Genomic DNA, 23,545 nt, shown 5'->3' with positions numbered 1-23,545 from the left:
TTTTTATTTGAACTTCGCTGCCTGCTCCATTCTTGTGTCTAATTCAGTCTGCAGTTCACTGATAAAGTCTTCCGGGTGGCATGCATTGTAAGCATCCATGTAGGTATCCCATGCCGCGTCAAAATCTTTTGCCATAACAACCTGCGGAAGCTGCTCATGTTTTACATCTGCAATTTTGTTCCATGCAACTCCGCCAGGTGTATCTGTTGTGAAATTGTTAGAGAAGGACCACATCGGATACCAGTCTCCAGGTGCCTCATTTGTTCCAAGCATCTCAACATAAGTCTCAACACCATAAGCCTCAAAGGTTTCTTTTACATCCTGATTTAATCCATCAAAGAACTCACTTGCCTGTCCATCCGGTTTATTGGCGTTAATTCCATCATCACTGGTTCCAGTGTACTGTGGGAAGTAGGAATATGGGCAGGTATGAGATGCTTTGTACGCGGTATCAGACTGTTTCGTCCGCTCTTCCTCTGTTCGGTAGAATTCTCCGTTTTCATCCACCTCATAATCGGTACCCTCTACACCCCAAAATCTGAGATTGTGAATATCCTGATCCAGAAGATCATTTACAAACTGTAATGCTCCTTCCACATCTTCACAGCTTGTTGTAATTGCAAGACCGCTCGACTCATTAAATGCCCCGCCTGAATTGTGCCACTGATTGTCACGGCCATCAATCGTAACCGGAACAGGAATATAATCGCAGCCCTGCTCATCCAGTCCAGCCTGTTTGATTGCATCATTTGCATTCGAGAAATCCCACCACTGATCAATCATTCCAAGTACACGTCCGGTAGAAAGTTTGGAAATATATTCATCGTAACTCTGTGTAAAGGATTCCGGATCTACAATTCCCTTCTGATACTCTTCATTCAGTTTTCGGAAGTAGGCAACCGCTGTATCCGAAGTGTTATAATCTAAAACGGTCAGTGTATCCGGATCTACCATACAGGATCCATCATTTGGATATCCGTCGAGGAACTGCGGGGCATTCTCCAGACAGAAATATCTCCAGTCGTCACAGAGGATGGTGTATGGAATATTTTCCGTTCCGTCTTCCATAGTCGGATTCGCTTCGTTGTAGGATTCAATCAGATTAAAGTAATCATCCATTGTTTTAATTTCCGGATAACCCGCCCATTTTAAGACTCTGGCCTGAATCCAGAATGCTTCATCATTATGTGTACATACTTTTTCTTCATTTTTAATGCAGCTAAACTGTGGAATCCAGTAAATATGGCCATCATCCTGTCTTAATTTTTCCCACTCAAGATCAGAGAACAGATTTTTAATATTAGGATAATCATCCAGATAGTCATCCAGTGCAACCAGTGCATCGGCATCATATAACTGCATCTGTCCGTTTCCGCCCTCAATAAAGTCCGGATACTCTCCTCCTGCGATCATGGTGCCAATAGCCTCAACATCCGTCTGACCCGTCAGCCAGGTTTCTTTTACCTTTGCGCCTGTTTTTTCTGCAATGATCTGCTGAACCTCATTATCATCATTGATTTCGGATCCCGGGACTGCAAAAAATGCGGTAAATTCTTTTATCTCTCCGTCAGAATCTCCCTTAGAGGAACTCTTTCCTCCTGCTCCACATCCTGCGAGCAGGGTTGCTGCCATTGCCGAGGCAAGCAGCATGCTTACAATTTTTTTTCTCTTCATCTTGTAATACCTCCCTTTGATAGTATTTATTTTATCAGTTTGCAGGTTTGAAACAATCGGATGAACTATAGTAAGAAACAGGGTAAATTATAGATCGTAGATACGCACTATAATTTACCCTGTTTCTTACTTCCTGTTTTCTTTAACTTCCCTGCTGCATCTGTTTTCGGAATCTGGCCGGTGTGCACCCTTTCACCTGAATAAAACGGTTTACAAAATAATCCAGATCATGATATCCTACTTCTTCTGCAATCTGCACAATTTTTTTATCCGTGCGGATCAGAAGGCCTGCGGCCTGCTCCATCCGGAAATTGTTCAGATAGTCCTTGAAGGAAAGACCATATTTTTTCCGAAACAGCTGCCCGAGATAGGCACTGTTGACATAGTATTTTTCACTGAGACCCTTCAGCGTGAGGTTGGCGGCATAATTCTCTTTGATTTCTTTTTCTACCATGCCGAGAACGCCCCTGGAAACGTTTTTTCGAAGCTGAGAAAGATAATCGCCGTATTCACATGCAAAGCGCGCCATATGCGCCTTACTGCCACGCAGGATACCATTCTCAAAGCTGCTTTCACTGATCAGCCGCAGGATTTCTTCCTGGTTTACGTCATTATCCTGCTCACTCGCCAGATGGATCAGTTGGAAAAGCAGATAATTGATATTCAGATTCATGCTCTCAGCATTCATTCCCATCTGACTCATTTCTTCATAAAACTGTTCTACTGCTTTCCGGATCTCCATGTGGTTATTCTGTTCAATGGTGGTAAGAAGCTAATCCAGCCCCTGTTTGCATAAGACCATTCCAGCCGCTGTAACCTGCACTTCATCCTCATAATAATAGATTTCTTTTCGTGCCCGGAACCCCTGAAAAGAGCGGAGCATACAGGCATTACCATACGATCTTGCCACATTGCTGATATCTGGTACTTTTTTCCCAACCAGCATAATAACCGGCTGTTTCGTATTATTGACAAGATATTGCCGGAATGCAGAAAGGTATGTTTTATCATCCATTCCCAGACGCTCCGCAAGGTTTTCAGAATATACAAAACCAATATCATATATTTTTTCATCCGCAGAAACATCAAATACACAGTGCTTGGCATCTTCTTTCAAAAATTCTCTGCAGCAGTCATACAGCTCTCTTTGAAAATTCCGCAGGTCTTTATCGCTCTGTTCTTCCAGATTGTTCGGCTGTTCTTTCTGAATCTCCACATAACGGATTCCCTGCGTATCTTTCATGTGTTTTTTTACGTAATTAAGATTGACATCATCGTATTTTCCATGGATTAAAGAGATCAGATGTCTCGAAAAATAGGCATGTTCCATTTCCTCATGTGCCTTTGATTCCTGTCTCTCCCGGTCTGATAATGCACGAACCTTATGCAACAGTTTTAACAGGGTTTCCCGGTCAACAGGTTTTAACAGATATTCCGTACATTTATTCTGCATGGCACGCCTTGCGTAATCAAACTCCGCATAACCGCTCAGAATAACAAAATACGCATCCGATATTTCTTCCCTTCGTATCTGCTCCAGTAATTCCAGACCTGTCATACCAGGCATCCGGATATCTGCTATGATAAGATCCACTTTTTCTTTTTTCAAATATTCCAGTGCTTCCAGACCGTTTTCTGCCGTCGCAGCAATTTCAAATCCTTCTTTTTCCCAGTCTATGATGACCTTAATTCCCTGCAGGATAAAGGGTTCATCATCAACCAACAGTACTTTTAACATTTTTCTCCTCCCTGCTCTACACTACATATACTCCAGGGGCATCCAGATTGTTATCAGTGTACCCACCCCTTCTTCTCCATCCAGATCGATCTTCACTTTATTTTCCGATACCATTTTCAATCTTAAACATGCATTGACAATTCCTACCCTTCCTTTCTTTTTCAGCATCTCAATGTCTGCGTTTCTCATGTTTTCCAGAAGTTCCTGCCTTTTGCCTTCTTCCATTCCGTTCCCAGTATCTTCTATTTCCATGCAGATCAGCTCGTTTTGTTCATATACTCTTACAAAAATCCAGCCTGGAGACGCTTTACTTTCAATTCCATGCACACATGCATTTTCTACGAATGTTACCAGCGTAAGTTTTGGAACCTTTCTTTTTCTGCATTCTTCATCAATCTCAATCTGATAACTCAGTCTTTCTCCGAAACGATATTTCTGGAGTGCCAGATACGCCTTTACAAATTCCACTTCCTGTTCAATCGTCACAGAGTCCTCGCCCCATTCGACATACTGTCTTTGCATGACAGCCAGTTTTTCAACCATATCCGCTGTTTCATTCTCATTTTTCAAAATGCTGTGCATGCGGATGCTCTCAAGTGCATTAAACAGAAAATGAGGATTAATCTGGCTGTGAAGGGCAAGAAGTTCTGCATTTTTGCGGCTGACAAGCATCTCCTGCTCTACGAGTTTGTTTTTATAAACTGTCTGAATCAGCTCATTTGTCCTGGCCGCCATTCGATTGTAGCTTCGAATCATACTTCCGATTTCATCTTTTCCGCCTTCATGACGCATCGGTACAAGCTGTTCGGAATCCACGCTTTTAAACACTTCATTCAGCTCCGTAATACGTTTTGTGAACGAATGATTCAGGATATGTACAAAAAAGAATGGCAGAATCGCATTAATCAGGATCAGAAGCAGAATACTCGGTAAATCATGAGCAATATTCGCAATCGCGTTCTCCCCCGTACGTCTGACATACACCTCAAGTTCCGTACCATACAGATTGACCGTCTGATGATATCCCTTCTTTATTTTATCATCCAGTTCTTCAAAGTCTGAACCTGTGCTTCCATGTTTCGTATTGGAAAGTACAATCTGATTCTCCTCACAGATCAAAACTTCGTTGTCAAAATTCATTTTCTGAAGCGTACGCATCATGTTCCCATAGTCAAATTCCAACTGCAGCATTTTTTCCTGATCTCCTGAAAAAAAATCGAGTTTTTGAAGAAATACCACCTTGCGTTCCTCTGCCGTTCCGGATCTGTTTTTGTCATAGACAAAGAAAAAACCTTTTGTTTCCCCACTCTGGTTCAGTTTCTGATACGCCTGCGTTTCTTTCAGATCCTCTATATTACCTACTTTTCCTCCCTTCACAATGGTGTCATTGTTCGTATACATCGTAAATACAATCTGATTCATTCCCAGCAGATTTTCTAACAAAGTATCCTTGAAAAACTCCTGGTATTCCATGATATACTGAGCAGAGGTATCATATTTTCTGGATAGAAAATCATCAATATATCTGCTGGTATAGATCGTTTTTGCCATTTCTCCTGCATTATTTACCACGCTGCTGATGTTGTAGCTTACCGCATTTGCAATGTTGGTCATATCATGTTTCTGCTTTTCCATCTCGGAATTTCTTATGATTAAAAAAACCACGCTGTCCGTAATGATCAGCGGAAGCAGTACGCAAAAAATATATAAAATGTATAATTTCTTTTTGACCGTAAAGTCATCCATCCGTTTTTCAATTTTTTGAAGCAACTCTTTCATTCTCAGAACCTCTCACGTGAATCAGGGAGCAGACACTGCCTGCTCCCTTCTGGATTTTCCAATGTCATCTTTCACACAGTTATCTTATCATATCCAGATTTAGATTGGAATTCTGTTTTCAGTTCTCTTCTTTCAATTTTTTCTCTTGTGATCTCTGTTTTACTGTATTATGATAATATCAAATTTACAGCAGTCCTCCGGAGGCAATATTATGATTGAACATTTAGACGGGATTCACGAAACCGTAACGTATAAAGAGAACAGCAGTCTGCGGCTTTTTGTAAACACAGACTGCGAGGACTATCCCATTCACTGGCATACTCCCATGGAAATCATTATGCCTCTGGAAGGGACTTATACGGTTTTCCTCGGGGATAAACCTGTTCTTCTTCAGGAGGGCGACATTATTTTCATCTGCCCTGGGATCCTTCACTCTCTTGTGGCACCGGAAAACGGAAAACGAATTATTCTGCAGATTGAATGGTCGGTTGTGTCAAAAATCCGCGATCTCAATTCCATCCTCGCGCTGATTTCCCCGGTTCTCACTCTTACTCCTCAGACCGCTCCTGACATCTATTCCGATATTTATCATCTTATCTGCCAGATTCTTTCGGAATATGAAGAGGATTCCTTTCTTTCGGAAGCTGTTATCTATGCGCGCATGCTTGATATTCTTTCTCTGATCGGCAGATACCAGGCCTTTGCATCCTGCCGTTTTGATGCCGGACCGCAAAAGCAGAAAGAATATCTGGATCGTTTTCTTTCCATCTGCAATTATATTGATGAACACTGCACGGAAGATCTTTCTCTTGACCAGGTTGCAAAAACAGCAGGCTTCAGCAAATACCACTTTACCAGACTGTTTAAGCAGTTTACAAATACCACCTATTACAAATACCTTAATCGCAAAAGAATTGATCATGCCATGCTGCTCTTATCCGATCCCGATATTCCTGTCACGGAGGCAGCACTTCAGTCTGGTTTCTCCAGTCTTTCCACCTTTCTTCGCGTCTTCCGTTCTGTCAAACAATGTACGCCTACGGAATTCCGCGATATGTATATTCATCCGGAAAAGCAGCAGAAAAATCCCTAATTCCTGCTGCTGCAGGTAAACCATGCAAAGTCTGCATGGTTTTTGCTTTCCATTCCATTAGAAGAAGCATACATGCCGATGGTACATCCGACAAAACCACCTGCCTCTTCTGTTGTGTACGGAAGAAGACTGATTTCCTCTGCCGCACATTCCCAGCCATTTTCTGACGCAATCCATACTTTTGCCGTCTGATCATGGCATTGCAGGCGTATTTTCAGCAGTTGTTCCGTCTCTCCTGGCAGTAAAACTTCTGCTGCTTTCGTTTCTGTTCCTTTGATACACGTTACAACACGAAAAACTTTCTGTTCCTGCTTTTTTGCGATTTCCATCCTCAGATGATTCTCATAATTCTGGTAAAGAACCAGACCTGCCGTTTCCTTCTCGTTTTCCGGCACAAAGAAAACTCCTGTTTCCGCTTCAAAGCGATAGCTTTTCTGCCGTAATCCAAGATAGGAGCAATAGGCTGCTTCTGCAATACTTTCTTTTCGGGGATACAACCGCAGCATTCCCTCTTTTTCTTTCAGCGAATAAATGGTTTCATCACACCCGCCAATTCCAATCAGTCTCTGATCCAACTCTTTATCCCAGAAATGAATCTGATCACATTTTGTAACTTCCTGTGCAAAGCGATATTCTTCCATTGGGATTTCCACCTGCTCTTCCAGATGTCCCACTCCAGGCGCAATGACCGGCCATCCATTTTCCCATATCACTTTAGCAAGAAATGTCTCTCTGCCCATACTGCTGTGTTTTCTGCACGGCCGTGAAGCAAGCATTACTACATACCAGTTTCCATGTCCATCATCTACAAGATCTCCATGGCCTGCATAAATCACCGGATAATCCATTCCCAGATTGCGATGTGTAAAAATGGGGTTCCTCGGGCATCCTTCAAACCACTGAAACAGTTTTCTGCTTCTGGCAACTGAGATACTGTGTTCCGGACCTGTACCGCCCTCTGCATGCATCAGGTAATAATATTCTCCGATTTTGTAAATATGCGGCCCTTCCGGCCAGATGCAGTCTTTTACCGCACCTTTCCAGATTGTCATGCTTTCTCCTGTCAGTTTCATGGTGTTCAGATCAAGTTCCTGTACCCAGATTTCCCAGTCCCCATTATATCGCACACCTTCCGGGTTTGGTCTTGTTCCGCAGTAATAGCATTTTCCATCCTCATCAAAAAACAGGCTTGGATCAATTCCTGCTGCTTCTTCACCAAGATAATACGGATCTGACCAGGGACCCTCCGGCTTTTTCGCTGTAACAATAAAATTTCCGCCGTAGCTTACGTTTGTTGTTATCATATAAAATAATCCTTCATGATAACGAATCGTCGGTGCAAAAATACCTCTTGAGATTTCACTTCCCTCTACTGGAAGCTGCTCCTTCCGGTTCAGAATATTTCCGATCTGTTCCCAGTGTGCCAGATCTCTGCTGTGAAAAATCGGAACTCCCGGGGCATAAACAAAACTTGAATTTACAATATAGTAATCATCCCCCGCCCTGCAAATCGACGGATCCGGATAAAAACCGGATAAAATTGGATTATTTGCCGTTACCATAACTTTCTCCTTTACTGTACATACCCGAATCCAAGAATCGTAAACTGTTTATTCCTGTCTTCTTCTGGTATTGTAATTCTCACGATATGTTTCTTACTCTCTTCCTCCTGGAAAAGAATGACCGCATTGCAATGCAGCCAGTTATTGATATGCGGATCCGCTGTCATACAGTATCCTCCATCTACGGAAATCTCTGCTTTTCCCGTATAAATTTCACCGGAATCTTTAAAAACAAGAAGCAGACTTCTGCAGGTTATCGTCATTTCGAAATAGTTTTTATCGGAATTGGTGCCATCATACATCCAGTTATACGGGAACTGCGGCACAGGTGTAAGTTCTGCGTCCATTTCGACGCTCTGCAGTTCCCTGTCCACGGCTGTAAATCCACCTTCATCAATTTCGGCTCCTCTGTATCTGTCTTTTCGATCCAGCAGACGAACTGTTTCAAAACTCTTTCCGATTGCGGGTGGCTCGCTCATGCATTCTTTCAGTCGTTCTTCCGCCTTCATCTGTCTTTCCAGTGTTTCACCCCCACATTGATTCCTGAGATCGCATTGTTCAAACAAATACTGCAGACAGTCCGCCATAATCGTGTGCCCCATATTGTTTGGATGAAACATATCATAAAAGAACTGATTTTTTGTCAGAACCCGTCCCTGTCCTTTTGGCATCTGAAACTGCGGGCTTACGGCATCCCGTATACTGACCATCGGAAGATCATAGCAGTATCCCACCGGTTTCAGGCGTTCCTGAAGATTCCAGTCATTTGCAAAAACAGAAAACAGAAGCACTACAGCAGGCTTCCAGGGAAGATTCAGCACTTTACGTACAAGGCTTTCATAGCAGTCCCCCTTTGTTTCATCCCCTTCATCATTAACAGCAAATTCGATCACTACAAGATCCGGCTGTTCCTCTCCGCGCAGAACATCTCTGTCAAAGCGGATCATCCCCAACTCAGAAGGGGTGCCTCCCACTCCTGCTTTTATCAATCTGACATTATCCTGTGCTGCAAAGCGCTTCTGAAATAATTGGCAGGACTGATAGGCGTAACATTTTGTATGGATCGGAATTGCTCCCGCCCCCTGCGTGATAGATCCGCCGATATATGCAAGCGTAACTTCTTTTCCGTCTCTGGCTTTTTCAATTACTCTCTGTATCCGGCAGGTATTTCCGAAATTCATCAGAGATCTTTGTATCATTTCCCTGTATTCTTCCGAACGAATATCTATTTTTTCTTCTGCGGTTTCTTTCGGTGCATCATATCCATCATTCAAATAAAGTCTTACACTTGCTTTTCCCAGCAATTCCGGTGTCTGAAAGATAAATTTTATCTGCCCCGGAATATCATCATCTTCTGTCCATGTATAATCGGACAGATCTATTTTTCTCTCCATTCCATCTCCGGGCAGTTTGGTTTTCAGATTCGTTCCCCCTCCATAGAGATCCTTTTTTCCATACATCTGAAACACAAATTCAACAGACTCTCTGGGATCATCCAGTTCCACAGAGATTCCGATGCTGTGTACCAGTTTTCGAAATCCTTCTACGTTCTCCAGTAAAGCCAGTTCCTCCTGATCTGTGATATTTCCGGCAATCTGTGCACTGTTGATCAGTCTTCCGTCACTCTCATACACGAACTGGATTCCGGTTCCATCTTCCTGTTTTGATCCAAAAATTTCTTTGTCCTTTAAAATATAAAAATAGGGTCTCATTTTTTCCGGATCTCTTGGCGCCTTCGGTCCTTCCATCCTTATTATTCCTCCTGCTTTTCCTGTGTTAACTCAAGATAACTCCATTGTAACAGAACTCCCGGTGCTGTACACCGGGAGAAACTATAGGAAACCTTCCTGCAAAATATATGATTTTATTACCGATAGATCCGGTAATTTCCTGACAAAGCAAGCATTGCAAAAAGATACAGAAAATTATCATAATACCGTCTCTCGCCTGTCCGAAGCGGTGTATTCCAGAAACGTCTTACACATTCCTCTGCATACGGTCCGTCTGCGGCAAGTGAGGCCTGTGCATTTACCGCAATAATTGCCGTCGGATGAAGTGCTTTTTCTTCCAGCCTGGTGCCGTCAGTCAGAAATACCCCATCCCAGTGTTCCGCCTGTTCTTCACAGTAAAATTGCTGCAGCTTATTGGCATTTTCCGTCTGCCAGGGATCCGCGTCAAACCAGAGATGATCCATTCCGATATTGGCAATCGTACGATATGCATCGCTGTAGTACCAGTCATGACGGCCGAAAATCTCCTGATGCTGTGCATGCGGTGTTCCGTCATAATCTGCATATTCCGCAGATAATCCAGTTCGGAAGTGACATGCCGTGTGAAGATATTTTCGGCTTGCGTCCGCTGCCTTTTTCCAGAATTCATGATCGCAGGGATCTGCCCACAACGCAAACAGCTCATAAAAGTGCGGCAGATGATAGGATGGATCACTGAACTCAAAAGAGGTAACAAATTTGATCAGATGATTTTCCGGATTCCACATCGGCTCTCCCGGATGCCCTGGCTCTCCCTTATGAACACATTCCCGTAAAATCGCTCTTGCCTCGCTGCTGTAATTGAAAATGCCTTCTCCATCTCCCCATCTCTTTGAAGCAAAAAAGAGCGCCATTGCAAAATATTCTTCTCCGTCCGGCGCCGGTCCGTCCGCGTTTCTTGTACCATCGACAGCACACGACCAGACAAAATAATTCTTCCCCGGACCATCCTCGATATACATATACGTCCGTACCCATTTCCATAAACGGTCAAATTCCTGTTTCCGGTTCATCTGGACGCACACCATCATTCCATATGACATGCCCTCCGTTCTGACATCATGATTTCCGGTGTCCTCCATGTATCCCATGTCCGCACCTGCTTCATGATAGAAACGCTCTTCTTCACTTCCATAAAAGATTGTTTCAAATGTTTCTTTCACTCTTTTTTCAATTTCCTCTTCGGAATATCCACACTCTTTAAAAATATTGCGGTATACTCCTGTTTCATATGCTCCTGCCATATTTTATTTTTCCTCCTGTCTGCCGTGATACGTTTCTGCCGGTCCAAGATAACTTTCTTCCGGCTTTTCCCCCATCGGATAAATCACGATTTTTTCGAGAACGAAGCCGGGTGTCACATGATAGACCCGAAGTGTATTGAACCCTGCTCTGCATTTTATCGAAACTGTTTGTCTTCGAATCTGACTCAGAACACCTTCTGCCCATTTCTCTGCCTGATCACCGACCTGATAATCTTTCTCCACTGCGTTTACGGTTTCTGTCATCTCTTCATTTATCCTGACCGCATAAAGAAGTTGATTCTCTCTGGTAACCGGATTGGATGGCTGCATATAGAATTCTGCTTCATATGTTCCGCTTTCTTCCAAAACAAATTGATACTCCAGATACGGCGCATCCTGTCCCGGAACTGTGCAGGCATCGGATGGAAATGCCTTCATCGCTGAATTCGTCTTTCCATATCCCTGCAGATTTTCAAATTTTACCTGTCTGTCTTTGTAATTTCCAGGAACAGAATTTACATAATGTGCCGCTTCGATGCTGAGATACCCCATTGTATCCACAAATACATTTTTCTTATCCTGTAGATTTCCTGTATAAACCGGCACTGTAATCTCACATTTTCCTTCCGGTGTTGCAATCTCGAGCGAATCCTGAATAGTATCCTGGTTCGTTTCCGGTAATCTCTGTTTTATCAAGGTAAGATTCAGCCGCACTTTCTTCTGGCTCACGCCATCCAGCCATCCTTCCATCGGCTCCACAGACAGCCAGCCCGGTTTTTTCAGAACTTTGTACTCTGCCTTTAAATCACTCCGGCTATATAGGGTGACGGATGCTCTGGTACAGTCCGGATTTAAGAAATCCTTTAATTTCATCGTGTTATCCAGCCACGGGCTTCCTTCCGCATGCTGCGCCGTGCCGTCTGCTGCCACAAGGATGGATCTTTTCTTTAATGGTATGACCCGCATAACGACTGGATTCCTGCATTCATCTTCATTCCAGTGTGTAAATCCAATATGCTGTGACATTCCCATTCCATACCATCTTCCCTGATCCATCTGATGATACATTTCCACAGCTTTTCGATCCTGTTCCATGCATCTTTCCACTTCATCCCCATAATCATTGGCACAGACCGCACCAAGATTAGCATAATAATGATTCCAGCCTGCAAGAATCTGCATCTTCACAAGATTCATTGTCCCAAATGCCGGATAATATACAAGCGCGATAAATGCGGACAGATTCTGCGGATTCGTTTTTTCAATTGTTTCATATACGTCCTGCAGTTTTTTCAAAAGCTGCTCTTCTTCTTCGAAGATCCTGCTGCTTTCCTTTTCCTGCACCGGATGATACGTCTCCGGGTTCAGTGCTTCCGGCCTTCTTCTGTGGATGATTTTTGTGTACTGCTCTAAAATGTCTGCAATAGTGTCCTGTGTCTCTTCTTCCACAGAACCGAATTGCTGTCTCACCCACTTTCTGGTGTACTCCTGCGTGCAGTTAAGCGCCCTGCTTCCCCAGCGATCAAAGTCATACGCCATGTCCAGAAAAAAGCTCAGTGGAAATTCCTGTGTGGCGATGTCTCCGACATTTACCATCCAGAGTTCCCGCACACCAAAATCGTATGCCATACTCATCTGCTCCCAGATTTTCGGCAGATAAGAACTGTTGATCCACTCATAGGAAACCGGCCATCCGTGGTAGTCCAGATGATAATACATACCATAGCCGCCCGCATGTTTTCGCATCTCTTCTGTTGGAAGTGTCCGGAGATTTCCATAGTTATCATCACAGAGCATCAGAATCACATCCTCTAACTCCTCTGCTCCCATTAGTCCCTTTGTTTTTTCATTTCCATAGAAAAATTCTTCTACTTCTTTGTATAAGGCTATCATGCGCGGAACCTTGGTCAGATCAGGATTTACACGTTCCTGAATCAGTTTTTTCTGCGTTTTCAGTACATCCCGCAGCAACTGAATATTATCTTCCAGTGTTGCATTCTTTCCCATGATCGCAGTATCCGCTTCTCCACGCATGCCGACGGTGATTACATTTTCAAACTTTCCGCTTCTTTTCAGTCCATCTTCCCAGAATTTTGTAATTCCCTCTCTGTTTGTTCTGAAATTCCAGGCATCTCCGTAAACAGAATTCTTACCTCTGAGATATTTGTATTCTTCCCCCTGCCTTAAGCACGGCTCATGATGTGACATTCCCATAATAATTCCGTATTCATCTGCAAGCTCCGCATTTAAGAGGTCCGGTCCATCATCTGCAAATCTTGCGCTCCACATAGCCGGCCAGAGATAATTTCCTTTTAATCTGAGTAAAAGTTCAAATACATGATCATAAGCTTTTGCATTAAAGCCGCCAAAATTATGATTGCACCAGTTTCCAAATGCCGGCCATTCATCATTAATAAAAAATCCCCGGTATCTGACGGATGGCTCTTTGCTGATACAGGCCATGTCTTCCCTCAGTTCTATCTTTTCCTGCTTTGGCGGCATCAGTCCGCACCAGTCGACAAACGGTGAGACTCCCAGCATTTCCGATAAATGAAAAAGGCCATAAATCGTTCCTCTTTTGTCGCTCCCGGCAATTACAAGAAGGTTCGATTTTGTCCTGTTTTTTATTTCAGGAAAAATCCATGCATAGCATTCTCTCTTTTGTTCCAGCTCTTTTAATTCCGCACTCCCGGCTTCTTCCAGCTTTTTCAGGAAGCTGCTTTTTCCTTTCGTCGCGGCAATGATCGTCCAGTCCTCCCCGCTGCTTTCCAGTGTTTCCGGTATCTCTTTTTCTACCAGAATCTGCGGTTTCTTTCCCGATACAAGTTCCACATCGTGTGCTACCTTTTCCGTAACTCTGATTACGCCCGGAAAGGCACTTTGCTCCAGACAAATTCTCATAGGATTCCCTCCCGTATTTTATAAAAAGCCCCCATCTGTTTACTGGTTATCACCATTGTAAACAAATAGGGGCCTTCGGACTATTTAGTTCTTGTCATTCAATATGCAAAAATTGCTATTCTTTTTGTTCATTCGTTGATCGAGCTCTTTCTGTAAATCCTCAAAATAGCTCTGTGGATCGCATGCGTTGTATGCTTCCATATAGGAATTCCATGTTTCTTCAAAATTCTGTGCCAGAATCACCTGCGGAAGCCACCGGTGTTTTACTTCATCCATCCGTTCCAGTGTCTGTCCTGCCTGTGTATTTGATGTCAGTGAATTGGTATACGAATACATGGGATACCACACTCCCGGCGCATCATTTCTCCCAAGCATATCTACATAGTTTGTTACTCCATACGCCTCAAAACATTCCTGTATATCCCGGGGCTGGCTTTTCCAGAATTCTACCGGTTGATTTTCCGGCGAAAATGCATTGATTCCATCTGACAGCATTCCTTCACTCCTTGGAAAATAGGAATATGTACAAAAATGCGTCTTTTTCAGTTTCCGATCATTTACCCTTACGCCCTGCTCCTCATTCAGATAAAATATTCCGTTTTCGTCTATCGAATAATCCAGATTTTCTTCTCCCCAGAAACGTAATTTCGTAATCTCCGGATCAAGGAGGTTATTTACAAACTGCATTGCCCCTTCCGGGTCTTCACAGGAAATGGTAATAGAAAGTCCTGACGCGGTATCCAGCTCTGCTGATCTTGCCGTATGCCACTGATTCTTTACTTTTTTGTCTATTGTTATCGGAAGTGGCACATAATCACATCCATAACTGCGCAGATTTCCGGAATCATACGCTGTCTGTATGGCATAATAAAACTGCCATCTTTGATCCACCATACCAAGAACAGCACCTGTGGACAGCTTATCCAGATATTCTTCATAAGTATCCAGAAATGTTTCCGGGCTGATCATTCCTTTTTTGTATTCTTCATTTAATTTCTGATAGTATCTTTTGGCTGTCGGTGTTGTATTATAGTCAATGACCTGCAGTGTATCTGGATCTACGATGCAGCTCCCATCATTCGGATATCCATCCAGAAATTGAGGAACATTCTCCAGACAAAAGTATCTCCAGTCATCGCATAAAATAGCAAACGGAATATTCGGTGTTCCATTTTCCAGACAGGGATTTGCTTCCTGATACCGTTCCAGAAGATCAAAATATTCATCCACCGTCGTGATTTCCGGATAGTCTGCCCATTTCAAAACTCTTGTCTGAATCCAGAAAGCTTCTCCGCTGTGGATTACTTCCGTGTCCTGTCCCTGTGAAACTCCGAATTGTGGAATCCAGTAGATATGTCCGTCTGCCTGCCGAAACAGGTCCCACTGTTCCTCTGTCAGATAATTTTTTATATTGGGATAATTGTCCCAGTATTCGTCAATGGGAATCAGTGCTCCTGCATCATATAATTTACTTTCGCCGGAAATAAAATCCGGATACTCGCCGGCTGCAATATAAGCATTCAGTGCATTATCCTTTGTCTGTCCTTTCAGCCATGTTTCTTCACAATCGGCTCCGATCTGTTCAGCGATCTTCTTTTTCATATCATTATCCGAAGTGATCTCTTCCCCTGTTGTTGAAAAAAAGGCCGTATAATGACGGATCTGATTTCTGCTGTTCTGGCTCTGGTACAGGAGAGCAGCTATTCCAGCTATCATCAGACTCCCTGCCAGTAATAATATTGTTGTTTTTTTCTTCATTCTTTTCCCCTGTCTCATTTCCTCTTTCTATTTGTTATAATAAGCACCTGATATTCTGCAATAATACTTGCTAAAAATAACACCTAGGCCTCTGGCTTAGATATTGTCATTATTGTTTTTATTTTATTGCTTTCTACTTCTTGCACACCAAGGGCAGCCCCATGTTAGCCACTTCAATTAAATAAGCAAGCTAAAACCTGTAATAAAAAGAGCCTGACGCATCAGGCTCTTTCAAGGTGTTGTCCGAAGACGGCCACCGCAATTCATAACTATAATGTACCACACAGGGTGAAATCCTGCAAGAAATTTTAAGAGTTATATGTTTTTCCTTTCAGCAGTTCTGCCGCAAGTGCCTCATTGATATCATCGGACAGATTGTTTTCCTCCGGTTTGCCGAAATATGTTTCCATTGCATAGCTTAAGGTATCAAACGCACCGGAAATGACCTACTGGAATGGTACAGACATCGAATATTCTGGATCCAGGAACGCAACGTCTGCCTGTGCAAAAATGATCTTACAGCAGTTGGAAACCAAACCGCCCTGTTTTATTCGTGGATCTTTCTGGTATTGCACATTTTAACAAATTCCGGATCAAAATGCTTGACCGCAGTTCCCTGATAGCCAAGATCCAGTGAACTGATTTTCTGCATCTCCTCTTCAGTCAGTGTAAAATCCCATATCTGGAAATTCTCTTCGATTCTCGCTTTGTGAACCGATTTCGGAATGACTACAACGCCGCGCTGTACATTCCAGCGCAGAACTACCTGTCCTACGGTCTTTCTGTGTGCGGCAGCGATTTCTTTTACCATCTCGTTGTCAAACGGATTGTGGCGTCCTCCGCCGAGCGGTGCCCATGCCTCCGGCACGATCTGGTACTCTTCCATGACTTTTAATGCAGACTCCTGTGCGAAGTACGGATGCATTTCAATCTGGTTTACCATCGGACGGATCGCTACCGTTTCGCAGAAGTTGGTCAGCACATGCGGATAAAAATTGGAAACACCGATGGCTCTTAACTTTCCTTCTTTGTATGCATCTTCCATGGCACGCCATGCGCTGAAATAATCTTTCATTGCCTGGTGCAGAAGATAAAGATCAAGATATTCCACGCCCAGTGTCTCAATTGAATGGTCGATGGCTTTCTTTGCCATTTCATAATTCTGCATATCCTGCACCCACATCTTGGATGTGATGAACAGCTCTTCGCGGGTACAGATTCCTTCCGCAATCGCCTCACAGACAGCTTCCCCAACGGCGTCTTCATTCGTGTAGGAAGCCGCTGTGTCGATCAGACGATAGCCCGCCCGGATGGCATTTAAAACAGATTCTTTACACTCTTCTTTATCTCTTACCTGAAAAACTCCAAAACCCTCCATCGGCATTTTTACACTATTTGTCAATACTTTATATTCCATTTTTTGTTTCCCCTTTCTTATTGAATAAATGCAGTAAACACATGCTCTTCCATCTTCGGCAGACCGTATTTATTTTATTTCTGGCTGTCCAGATCAATCTTCATATTCGCGTATGCTGCCAGTTTCTCTTCATCCGGGTAATAGTAGCGCACGTTTTTGTTCAGGCCTGCCATTTGTTTCATCTCTTCTTCCGTCAGTTCGAAATCAAAGATATCGAGGTTTACCTTGATGTGCTCCGGATTGGTCGATCCCGGGATGACGATGTTTCCAACCTGTGTATGCCATCTTAAGATGACCTGTGCGGTGCTCTTTCCATATTTTTCCGCAAGCTCTTTGACAACCGGCTCCTCAAGCAGTGCATGATCGCCGTGTCCTAACGGATACCATGCCATCACGCAGCAGCCGCACGGTGCAAGTGCTGCGATGGTTTCTTCATCGCGGTAATACGGATGTGCTTCCATCTGGATCACATGCGGTTTGATCTCGCACTCATCCAGCAGCTTTTTCAACTTTTCGCCCTGGAAATTGGAAATACCGATCGATTTGATTTTGCCCTCTTTGTATGCCTTTTCCAGTTTACGGTATCCTGCCATGAAATCGCCTGCAGGCTGATGGATAAACATCAGATCGATGTAGTCGGTTCCAAGCAGTTCCAGACTCTTTTCTACGGTTCCTTCTGTCAGATACTGGCTTACCCAGATTTTGGTGGAGATGAAAATGTCCTCTCTTGCCACACCGGATCTTTTGATTCCGCGTCCGACCGCGCGCTCATTCATGTAAGCCTGTGCCGTGTCGATCATGCGGTATCCGCAGGCTAATGCGTCCACAACCGCCTGCTCTGCCTGGTCTGGTGTCATCATAAAAGTTCCGATTCCCACTGCCGGGATCTGTACCTGATTGCTTAATGTAAAGTTCATCATCATAACCTCCCTGTTTTATTTTGATGTGTGATATTTTGTTATTTCCCTGTCTTTGTAGCTTTAGCTTATCACCCGGGAGTTGCTACCGATCAAGGACTTTTTTTAAAAAATTTCTAAAATCTAATCGTTCATTCCTATTTCGTATCGACTGAAATATTTACAAAAACGTCATATCATGAATTCCGTTGTCCATGATATGACGTTTTTCCTCTCAGCATTCGGTTTTCTATCTTTTTATCTTTTCAATCCTGCACTCATGTTCTTTCGTCTTTTTATTGTAGTTAATTCCCACCAGAAGAATATTTCCTGTATATTCCAGAATAGAATCCGGATATTTTTTATCCCAGATCTGCTCTATGGCGGTATCTGTGCTTTTGTTCCACTTAAGTTCTACCAGCAGCGCCGGATAACTTGTTCTGTATTCCGGTTTCGGAAGATAAACAAAATCTGCAAAACCGCGTCCGGTCGGCAGCTCTCTTACGGGTTGGAAATAATACTGCATAGAGCTTAAATATGCTATCGTAAGCACGCTGCTCAGGGAATTTTCATCATTATATTGGATCACCGAACTGTACTCCTGATGAATTCGCTCTATCCCATCTGCTACCGCTTTTTCATCCATATCCAGGGTTGCATCCAGCAAATCTGCGGATTCCTTCTGAAAAGTAATCATTTCATTCCATTTATTGCGTTTCACCGCATTGTTTAATTCATGTCTGATTTCCTCATTTGGAATAAAAACCTGCTCCCTGTCCTGATCGTAAGCCAGATATCCCAAGTGGATCAGATACGTCAGTACATCATCCCGGTTGGCGAAGCTTACGGTATCATTCTGGAAAGATGTCACATCCACATCCACGGCGGCCCCCGACATCATTTCTATAATTGCCGCCCGCAGTCCGTCGAAATTCATGTTAATCAGTGGCACGATTGCTTCATAGCTGCCGGTATTGGACCAGTAGCTTTTATATTTTCCGTTCAGCATCAGGCTGACAACGGCTTTGGGATTATATACCTGATACCCTTCCAGAGAATATCCATCATACCATGATTTCACCTGTTCATAGTTCTGTCCGTACCGGTCGCATAAATCATGCACTTCCGCTTCTGTAAAGCCAACATACGGTGCCATTCTTCCTGCATCCAGCATGGTGAATTCTTCGAAATTGTTGAGGGCGGACTGTGTCTTTAATTTCTTGATCGGCAGAATTCCTGTCAGATACGCCAGTGCAATATATTTTGACGGTTCCGATCCTTTGAACATGCCTCTTAAAAAATCAATATATTCTTCCTGCACTTTATGGTTCTGCGCTTCATCTCGGATCAGTACATCCCATTCATCGATGATGACAACAAATTTGTTTCCCGCAGCAGCCTTAATATAGGACATCGCCCCATAAACCGTCTTCACAGTATCCGGAATCAGTTCTCCGTATTTTTCCTTCAGTTCCTGCAGAATTCCGTTATTGATATATTCCACAACGCAATCCGCATTTCCGGCATCCATCATGCACCACTGGACATCAAAATGAATCACATCATACTGGTTCAGATGTTTTTCAAAGGACTCCGCCTTATGAATCGCATAGTCCGCAAACAGTTCTCTGGAATCACTGCCTTTGCTGTAATATGCCGACAGCATCTCCGCTGTGATTGACTTTCCGAAACGCCTCGGACGGCTGCTGCAGATAAATTTTGATGTAGTACTGATCACTCTGTTGGTATATTCCAGAAGCGGTGTTTTATCTACATAGATTTCTGAATGAATGACTTCCGAAAATGCTTCATTTCCCGGATTTAAAAATCTTCCCATGGCGGCCTCCTTCCTGTTCACATTGTGATCTTTCCTGTATTCATTATACACGGAAAGAACTCCGATGGGTAGACTTTATCCTGCAAAAAATGCTGCACCACAGATTCTCCCAAACAATCAAAAAACAGAGCGAAAATCTCCTGGACTTTCACTCTGCCTTTGCTTCTTTTACAGTTTTGCGCGGAAGAACGCACAGATTTCGTCCCACACTTCCTTCTGGAAGAAACGAAGATCTGCGTGGTCGGCATCCTCGATCGAAAGCAGTGTGACGTCACATCCCGCTTTTTCCAGTTCGTCGTGCAGTTCCTCTCCCTGTCCGAACGGAACGGTATGGTCATCCTCTCCGTGGATGATCAGAAACGGCGGTGCGGCTTTTGTCACGAAGCTGACCGGACAGCACGCGAGCGCTTCTTCCGGATGGCGCATCACGTTTTTGCCCATCAGAAGGGATTCCGGAGATGCCGCACACTGCTCCGGATCACTGTACGGGAATCCGCGGAAATCGGTCGGCGGGTACCACGGGCAGGCGGCCTGTACGGCACTGGAATATTCCAGATTTTCTCCCACATCATAAACGGGATCTGTCGCAAGCGCTGCCATGCAGGTCAGATAACCGCCCGCAGATTCTCCCATCACACCGATGCGGTCCGGATCAATGTTGAAGCGATCGGCATGTGCACGCAGATAACGGATTCCTGCTTTCACATCCTGCAGCGGCGCCGGAAATTTTGCCTCATTGCTTGTGCGGTATTCTACCGATGCAACAACGAATCCCTGCTGTGCCAGTACGGACAGATAGGCAAGATGTGCTGAGCGGTCCATCTGGATCCAGGCCCCTCCGCAAATCCATACCACACACGGATATTTTCTGGTGTTATCCCGCGGGTAAATCAAATCCAGCTTCAAATCCTGCACCGTATTTCCAAACCAGGCATCCGCCTGTGCAAATGTAATTCCTGTTGTGACGCAGAATTGTGGTTTTTCTGCTTCTACCTGAATTCTTCTTCTCATGTAATAAAACCCCCATATTTCTGTTTTCCTGACCGTTCGTCGCAGCCTCCGGCCGGAAATCACCTTTTTTGTTTACTTCTCCTCCATTGCCTTTTTGATCGCACCAAGCAGCTCCTCATACGTCTCATACGCCGGAATCTGCGGATAGTCGGCTTTGATTTTGTCAGTCGAGCGGAACAGAAATCCTGCTTTGCTTGCCTGAATCATGCCAAGGTCGTTGTAGGAATCACCGCTTGCGATCGTCTCAAATCCGATGGACTGCAGTGCTTTTACAGTCGTAAGCTTCGACTGCTCAACTCTCATCTTAAATCCTGTGATCTCTCCGTCGTCTGCGACTTCCAGAGAATTGCAGAACAGGGTCGGATAGCCGAGCTTTTTCATCAGCGGTGCGGCAAACTCCGTGAAGGTGTCGCTGATCAGGATCACCTGGGAGAAGGTGCGCAGCTCGTCGAGGAACTCTCTTGCGCCCGGCAGCGGGTCGATCTTTTCAATCGTAGCCTGAATTTCTTTCAGTCCAAGGCCATGCTCTTTTAAGATTCCAAGTCTCCATCTCATCAGTTTATCGTAATCCGGCTCGTCGCGTGTCGTTTTTTTAAGTTCCGGGATTCCGCTTGCCTCCGCAAACGCGATCCAGATTTCCGGTACCAGTACTCCTTCTACATCCAGACATGTAATATACATTGTTATGATCCCCTTTCCTGCGCTGCCCGCCTTGTTTGCCGACGGGGTTTTGTTTTTTTTCACAGCATCACTTTACCACACTATATCATAGAATCCATATCACTGCAAATTAAAATCACGTTTTATTTTTTTATACGTATATATCTCTCTAAAATTACATTCTTTTTACAAAATCGTTGTTTTTTACAAATTCATATATTTATTTATATGTTTTTTGACTATTGATTTATTTTTCATATATTTATATAATAATTACAAGCATTTTTATTAATTTTCTATTTTATCATCCATATTAACGAACGAATTTACTTTTCAGATAGTGCACTAATCTAAGGATAAATAAAAAACTAAAACCATCCAACAATACTTATGAAAGGAGACCACTCATCATGAAAAAATTAAAAACATGTCTTGCATTTTTTATTTGTTGTATTCTGTCCTTAAATATGGTAATTTGCAATGTAAAGGCAGATAATAATGTTGTTCTATCTAACAAAGCATATCTATTAAAAACCGGAATGCCACAAAAGGAAATAGAAAAGCTGGATGATGACGTCATGCAGTTCATTGTGGATGACTTAAAAAGTGGAGGTAAACATTTTGAATATATTAATTCAAATATCGAAAATCAAATATCGATACTCAGTAGCGAAACTTTAACCGGTATTTCCTTTACTGCATCAGCTTTTAAAAATGCATCAACCATTTATATCTATCCAACATACGAGTTTACTTCTAATAAACAACCTCGCGGAAAAGACAGTTTTTCTTTTCAATTAGGCGCTGCTATGAGACCGTATGAATATGGTGGAAAATTATGGTACAAAGATAATACTATGAACGATTGGAAAGTCGGTGGAACTCTTACTGCAAATAATCAGCAATTATCTGGTGCTGAATTTTCAGGGAGTCAACTAGGAACACCCGACTATGCCATGAAGCTTAAAGGTGTTACATACTGTCACGCTACTGCAGGTAATAGCAGTGATAAAAGAATTGTAATGGGATACTTATATAATCCCCAGAAAACCGGCTACAGTATCTCTTTTTCCTACAACGGTGGTGGAATTAGCTACTCTCCATCAGGAACAGCCTATACTGCATATAAAACAATGAACCTAAGTTATTAAACTTTCATTCACCACATACAAGTACATTTAATTTCTAATTACTCTTTCAAAGTAACAATTTGCCTATCCAGAAGCACAAATTTCTCTGATAGGCAAATTGTGTTTAAGGTATTTTCAAGTAATTTAAGTAAAATCATGAGCAAGTCGCCATTACTCGTAGAAAAACGGGCAGATTATGAATGTTTTAGGAATTGCAGGAACAAAAAGTACAGAACAACCATTCAAAAAAACTTTTAAATCCGGCATCAACTGAATAAAGCCATAAATAAGAGGTAACTCATTATGAAAAAAATCAAATTTTTATTTTTCACCCTGTTATTCTGTTTTTCTGTTCCAGTCAAAGCAGACACTGCATTCGAAAATGACGATACGGTATTGTGCTCTTTTTTAAAAGAAAACGTACCAGAAAATGCTTCGCCAATAGAATCCAGTTTAGAAAACGAGTATCGAAAAACTTCTTCCAAACCTATCGATTTCTATTTTTTTAAACGATCTGAAAAGACAAAAAGTTTCCAAGATCTGTATGCCGCAAATGTACTCACCTATCAGGAAAAATCAGATCGTTCTTTGTTATATCAGACAGTTTTCGATTTTCAAAATATAACCCAGGTAAGAACTGCGAAAGAAGACTTTATCCGTCTGGAGACAGATCCACTGATGTATCTTTTTGAATTAGAAAAAGCAGAATTGTGGACTCGGAACAGCACGGAAGAACCCTGGACGCTGGAACGGAAAATCACAACGCCTGGAAACCCAGATTTTTATCTTCCTTATAGCCAGTTTTCTTCTGATAAAAAATATTTTCGAATTCTGGCATCTTTTTCCTGGAGCCCGAGCCCTGCTGAGGAAAGCGAAGTTTCTTCGCCAGAATATCATTGCATTTATACCTCTGTGTATCCGGTATATCAGATTCCGGTGAAAGTACTCGTTTTGATATGCGGAGGCGCAGCTTTCTTCTTTCTCTACCGGAGACACAAAAAAAATCATATCTCCCAAAAAGATGTTCCGTAAGCTGCGCCTTTTCAACATGTTTTCGTCACTGTTCAGAGCCAACT

At 43.1% G+C, this 23,545-nt stretch carries 17 protein-coding genes; 3 read left to right on the top strand and 14 right to left on the bottom strand.

Annotation, left to right across the window (positions count from 1 at the left end; all coding sequences use genetic code 11):
* Positions 1-3: 3 nt before the first annotated feature.
* The 4 genes from PGS38_RS02720 to PGS38_RS02705 form a co-directional block, all read right to left on the bottom strand.
* Positions 4-1,674: an extracellular solute-binding protein gene (locus tag PGS38_RS02720; protein ID WP_118595816.1), complete on the bottom strand. Its 1,671-nt coding sequence runs from the start codon at positions 1,672-1,674 to the stop codon at positions 4-6.
* A gap of 142 nt (positions 1,675-1,816) precedes the next feature.
* Positions 1,817-2,416 (bottom strand): helix-turn-helix domain-containing protein, encoded by a 600-nt coding sequence (locus PGS38_RS02715; RefSeq protein WP_270475870.1) that lies wholly within the window; start codon positions 2,414-2,416, stop codon positions 1,817-1,819.
* 30 nt (positions 2,417-2,446) lie between these two features.
* Entirely contained in the window at positions 2,447-3,412 is a 966-nt protein-coding gene (locus PGS38_RS02710; RefSeq protein ID WP_270475869.1) for a response regulator, read from the bottom strand.
* Positions 3,413-3,433: 21 nt separating this feature from the next.
* Complete coding sequence (locus PGS38_RS02705) at positions 3,434-5,191, bottom strand: sensor histidine kinase (RefSeq protein ID WP_118595814.1); 1,758 nt, start codon at positions 5,189-5,191, stop codon at positions 3,434-3,436.
* A 211-nt stretch (positions 5,192-5,402) separates the two neighbouring features.
* Between PGS38_RS02705 and PGS38_RS02700 the strand changes: the two genes are divergently transcribed.
* Positions 5,403-6,284 carry a helix-turn-helix transcriptional regulator gene (locus PGS38_RS02700; RefSeq protein WP_118595813.1) on the top strand — a complete coding sequence of 294 codons (882 nt, stop codon included), beginning with the start codon at positions 5,403-5,405 and terminating at the stop codon, positions 6,282-6,284.
* Here PGS38_RS02700 and PGS38_RS02695 read toward each other — a convergent pair.
* The 10 genes from PGS38_RS02695 to thrH form a co-directional block, all read right to left on the bottom strand.
* Positions 6,281-7,846, bottom strand: a complete 1,566-nt coding sequence (locus PGS38_RS02695; protein WP_118595812.1) for a glycoside hydrolase family 43 protein — start codon at positions 7,844-7,846, stop codon at positions 6,281-6,283. The genes PGS38_RS02700 and PGS38_RS02695 overlap by 4 nt on opposite strands.
* A gap of 11 nt (positions 7,847-7,857) precedes the next feature.
* The gene (locus PGS38_RS02690; RefSeq protein ID WP_118595811.1) at positions 7,858-9,594 is read right to left on the bottom strand and encodes an SGNH/GDSL hydrolase family protein; all 1,737 of its coding nucleotides are present in this window, start codon (positions 9,592-9,594) and stop codon (positions 7,858-7,860) included.
* Between the two features lie 119 nt (positions 9,595-9,713).
* Positions 9,714-10,859, bottom strand: a complete 1,146-nt coding sequence (locus tag PGS38_RS02685) for a glycosyl hydrolase family 8 (RefSeq protein ID WP_118595810.1) — start codon at positions 10,857-10,859, stop codon at positions 9,714-9,716.
* A 3-nt stretch (positions 10,860-10,862) separates the two neighbouring features.
* Positions 10,863-13,760 carry a glycosyl hydrolase 115 family protein gene (locus tag PGS38_RS02680; protein ID WP_118595809.1) on the bottom strand — a complete coding sequence of 966 codons (2,898 nt, stop codon included), beginning with the start codon at positions 13,758-13,760 and terminating at the stop codon, positions 10,863-10,865.
* Positions 13,761-13,844: 84 nt separating this feature from the next.
* Positions 13,845-15,518: a type 2 periplasmic-binding domain-containing protein gene (locus tag PGS38_RS02675; protein WP_118595808.1), complete on the bottom strand. Its 1,674-nt coding sequence runs from the start codon at positions 15,516-15,518 to the stop codon at positions 13,845-13,847.
* Positions 15,519-16,065: 547 nt separating this feature from the next.
* Entirely contained in the window at positions 16,066-16,935 is an 870-nt protein-coding gene (locus PGS38_RS02670) for an aldo/keto reductase (protein WP_118640714.1), read from the bottom strand.
* Positions 16,936-17,009: 74 nt separating this feature from the next.
* Positions 17,010-17,852 (bottom strand): aldo/keto reductase, encoded by an 843-nt coding sequence (locus PGS38_RS02665; RefSeq protein WP_243104903.1) that lies wholly within the window; start codon positions 17,850-17,852, stop codon positions 17,010-17,012.
* Between the two features lie 229 nt (positions 17,853-18,081).
* Complete coding sequence (locus PGS38_RS02660; RefSeq protein WP_119189003.1) at positions 18,082-19,668, bottom strand: AAA family ATPase; 1,587 nt, start codon at positions 19,666-19,668, stop codon at positions 18,082-18,084.
* 168 nt (positions 19,669-19,836) lie between these two features.
* On the bottom strand, positions 19,837-20,679 hold the full coding sequence (locus PGS38_RS02655; RefSeq protein WP_055221185.1) for an alpha/beta hydrolase: 843 nt from the start codon (positions 20,677-20,679) through the stop codon (positions 19,837-19,839).
* A 72-nt stretch (positions 20,680-20,751) separates the two neighbouring features.
* Positions 20,752-21,360 carry a bifunctional phosphoserine phosphatase/homoserine phosphotransferase ThrH gene (gene thrH / locus PGS38_RS02650; RefSeq protein ID WP_117805025.1) on the bottom strand — a complete coding sequence of 203 codons (609 nt, stop codon included), beginning with the start codon at positions 21,358-21,360 and terminating at the stop codon, positions 20,752-20,754.
* A gap of 389 nt (positions 21,361-21,749) precedes the next feature.
* Between thrH and PGS38_RS02645 the strand changes: the two genes are divergently transcribed.
* Positions 21,750-22,490, top strand: coding sequence for a hypothetical protein (locus PGS38_RS02645; RefSeq protein ID WP_022462533.1), 741 nt, complete (start codon positions 21,750-21,752; stop codon positions 22,488-22,490).
* A gap of 282 nt (positions 22,491-22,772) precedes the next feature.
* Positions 22,773-23,501 (top strand): hypothetical protein, encoded by a 729-nt coding sequence (locus PGS38_RS02640; protein WP_022462534.1) that lies wholly within the window; start codon positions 22,773-22,775, stop codon positions 23,499-23,501.
* The last annotated feature ends 44 nt before the right edge of the window (positions 23,502-23,545 follow it).

The sequence above is a fragment of the Fusicatenibacter saccharivorans genome, from assembly GCF_027667425.1.
Lineage (GTDB): Bacteria > Bacillota > Clostridia > Lachnospirales > Lachnospiraceae > Fusicatenibacter > Fusicatenibacter saccharivorans.
Note: the sequence above shows the minus strand (reverse complement) of the source record. Positions and strands in the feature narration are given on the sequence as shown.

Bases quoted from the DNA above. Each gene is read 5' to 3' on its own strand.
- PGS38_RS02720 (WP_118595816.1), bottom strand. From the start codon at position 1,674: ATGAAGAGAAAAAAAATTGTAAGCATGCTGCTTGCCTCGGCAATGGCA.
- PGS38_RS02715 (WP_270475870.1), bottom strand. From the start codon at position 2,416: ATGGAGATCCGGAAAGCAGTAGAACAGTTTTATGAAGAAATGAGTCAG.
- PGS38_RS02710 (WP_270475869.1), bottom strand. From the start codon at position 3,412: ATGTTAAAAGTACTGTTGGTTGATGATGAACCCTTTATCCTGCAGGGA.
- PGS38_RS02705 (WP_118595814.1), bottom strand. From the start codon at position 5,191: ATGAAAGAGTTGCTTCAAAAAATTGAAAAACGGATGGATGACTTTACG.
- PGS38_RS02700 (WP_118595813.1), top strand. From the start codon at position 5,403: ATGATTGAACATTTAGACGGGATTCACGAAACCGTAACGTATAAAGAG.
- PGS38_RS02695 (WP_118595812.1), bottom strand. From the start codon at position 7,846: ATGGTAACGGCAAATAATCCAATTTTATCCGGTTTTTATCCGGATCCG.
- PGS38_RS02690 (WP_118595811.1), bottom strand. From the start codon at position 9,594: ATGGAAGGACCGAAGGCGCCAAGAGATCCGGAAAAAATGAGACCCTAT.
- PGS38_RS02685 (WP_118595810.1), bottom strand. From the start codon at position 10,859: ATGGCAGGAGCATATGAAACAGGAGTATACCGCAATATTTTTAAAGAG.
- PGS38_RS02680 (WP_118595809.1), bottom strand. From the start codon at position 13,760: ATGAGAATTTGTCTGGAGCAAAGTGCCTTTCCGGGCGTAATCAGAGTT.
- PGS38_RS02675 (WP_118595808.1), bottom strand. From the start codon at position 15,518: ATGAAGAAAAAAACAACAATATTATTACTGGCAGGGAGTCTGATGATA.
- PGS38_RS02670 (WP_118640714.1), bottom strand. From the start codon at position 16,935: ATGGAATATAAAGTATTGACAAATAGTGTAAAAATGCCGATGGAGGGT.
- PGS38_RS02665 (WP_243104903.1), bottom strand. From the start codon at position 17,852: ATGAACTTTACATTAAGCAATCAGGTACAGATCCCGGCAGTGGGAATC.
- PGS38_RS02660 (WP_119189003.1), bottom strand. From the start codon at position 19,668: ATGGGAAGATTTTTAAATCCGGGAAATGAAGCATTTTCGGAAGTCATT.
- PGS38_RS02655 (WP_055221185.1), bottom strand. From the start codon at position 20,679: ATGAGAAGAAGAATTCAGGTAGAAGCAGAAAAACCACAATTCTGCGTC.
- thrH (WP_117805025.1), bottom strand. From the start codon at position 21,360: ATGTATATTACATGTCTGGATGTAGAAGGAGTACTGGTACCGGAAATC.
- PGS38_RS02645 (WP_022462533.1), top strand. From the start codon at position 21,750: ATGAAAAAATTAAAAACATGTCTTGCATTTTTTATTTGTTGTATTCTG.
- PGS38_RS02640 (WP_022462534.1), top strand. From the start codon at position 22,773: ATGAAAAAAATCAAATTTTTATTTTTCACCCTGTTATTCTGTTTTTCT.